Below are 2,242 nucleotides of genomic sequence, written 5' to 3' on the forward strand. Positions count from 1 at the left end.
CAGTTAACATGTTTGTCATTCCAATAGGATTAGGTGAAGGCGGCGTTACGGGTATATCAATTATTTTATATTATACAACGCATCTTTCAACGGGCATCACTAACTTTATTTTAAACGGTATCTTGCTTATCGTAGGGTATAAATTTTTAGAGAAAAAAACCATCGTCTATACGATGATTACGATTATCGCTACATCTATTTTTCTTCACGTAACTGAAGGCTGGGGTCTTCATCTTCATGAAGAACTCATTGGCATGGTTTTTGCCGGTGTACTGCTAGGCGTTGGAATTGGGATGATTTTACGAGTTGGTGGAACAACAGCAGGTTCAGCCATTATTGCTCGAATTCTAAATAAGTTTTTAAACTGGAAAGTCAGTCATGCACTTTTAATAGTTGATTTACTAGTGGTATTGGCTTCTTATTTTATTATTGGAATCGAAAAGCTACTATTTACGATCGTCATGCTTTATATTACAACAAAAGTAATTGACTTCGTTATTGAAGGATTTGATGCCAAAAAGGCCGTTACCGTTATTTCAAGCAACAAAAATGAAGTAGCGGATCAAATCAATGAGCAGCTTGATCGCGGAGTAACGATTCTAAACGGTCGAGGGAACTATACAAAAGAATCAAAAGAAATCTTGTATGTGGTCATTAATAAACAAGAGCTTATTAAACTTAAAAAGCTGATTAAAAAAATTGATGATGAAGCATTTGTGATTGTGCACGATGTACGAGATGTAATTGGAAAAGGCTTTTTAAGCGCATAAAGCTGTGGTTCTTGGCAATTTTTTCTGACGTTGGTACTTTCCAAAAAAGTATGATATAAGTGTGTCTAGAGACAATTCAATATACGAAAGGAAGAACCCATATGCGTAATAAAAGGCATGTAAAACGTCTTCTTCAACGTCGAATTCGTTCTTTACGATACGTTGTCTTGATTTTATTTACGATACTGATCTTAAAGTACGTTAGTGAAATTATGTAACTTTTTTGCATGAGTCTTATCGCTCATTTGGAGTGCTTTTTCTTTTAAATTAGTAAACCAATTTGTATAATGGGTTTTGAGAAGGAGGAGTTCCATGAGCATTCCCAAACCATTAGTTCAGCTTAATCAATTCTTTATCGTTATAACGGTTTTGATCGCTTTACTTGCGGCAAAGTGGCTTTTACTTTTGCCTTTTCTCATTGGAGTAGTCACACTTGCAACAAAGCGTAATCCCGTAATTATGGCAGGGAAAACGCTTCTCAAAAAGCCTGCTTCTTCTTATCAAATGGAAGACCGGGATCAGCAGCTTTTTAACCAATGGATTGCAACTGTATGTATCGGAATTGCTTTCATTTCCTTTTTACTTGGTTATACGCTTGTCGGCTATGTATTTAGTGCAATGGTGATTCTTGCTGCCGGTGTAGCGCTGATGGGATATTGTATAGGCTGCACGATTCGTTATCGATATATGATGTGGAAATATAAAAGAAAAAAACACGCTGCATAAACAAAGCCTCGAGAAGGCTTTGTTTTTTTATGCTCATTTGTATGCGCTATCAATAAATTTAATCATCATAACGGGTGAAAACAAGTGTTAGAGCACCCATATMCTTTAAAAACCTTTGTTGACAAAGTAAGGTAAACAAATTAAACTTTTTATGATAATAATAATCGTTACGATTTAAAGGGGGGAGTTATAGTTAGAGAACGTACATAAAAGAAAGATAGTTTTGAATAAAGGAGGGGTTTATATGAGAAAAAGGATAAGTTTGCTATGCTTAACGCTTGCTGTGATAGGTCTGCTAGCGGCATGTTCGAGTAACTCTGCGAGTACCGAAGAAAAGTGTAAAAAGAAATCACTTACTTTTGTATCGAATTTTCCAAGTGACACGCTCGATCCACAGTTAAATTATACAACTGTACGAGCCGGTATTGCCGAAACGTTAGTAAAAGTTAATGAGCAATTACAGATTGAACCGTGGCTTTCAAAAAAGTGGAAAACAGAAGATGATGGGACGACCTGGGTATTTGAGATTAGAGACGGGATTACGTTTCAAAATGGCAAGGATCTAAATGCTGAAGCCGTGAAACATTCGTTAGAAAGAACGATAAAAGAAAGCGAAGCAATGAAAAGTGCACTTAAAATTAAAGAAATGAAAGCCAGTGGCCAAATCTTAACCATTACAACAACAGAGCCGCTTGCCACGCTGCCTTCTGAACTTGTTCATCCAAACACAGCAATTATTGATGTAG

The 2,242-nt window shown here is 36.3% G+C and carries 3 protein-coding genes; all 3 read left to right on the top strand.

The genetic code is table 11. The annotated features are described in order from the left end of the window. A partial coding sequence (locus tag AC1DRF_RS23985; protein WP_477741872.1) for a YitT family protein occupies positions 1-770 on the top strand: 770 nt, incomplete at its 5' end. Positions 771-1,082: 312 nt separating this feature from the next. After that, on the top strand, positions 1,083-1,496 hold the full coding sequence (locus tag AC1DRF_RS23990; protein ID WP_097825123.1) for a DUF4395 domain-containing protein: 414 nt from the start codon (positions 1,083-1,085) through the stop codon (positions 1,494-1,496). A gap of 244 nt (positions 1,497-1,740) precedes the next feature. Next, the coding region (locus tag AC1DRF_RS23995) for an ABC transporter substrate-binding protein (protein WP_477741873.1) at positions 1,741-2,242 on the top strand (502 nt) is incomplete at its 3' end.

The organism is Priestia sp. P5_B4, assembly GCF_056400385.1.

Coding starts and splice junctions, on each gene's coding strand:
- AC1DRF_RS23990 (WP_097825123.1), top strand. CDS start 1,083: ATGAGCATTCCCAAACCATTAGTTCAGCTTAATCAATTCTTTATCGTT.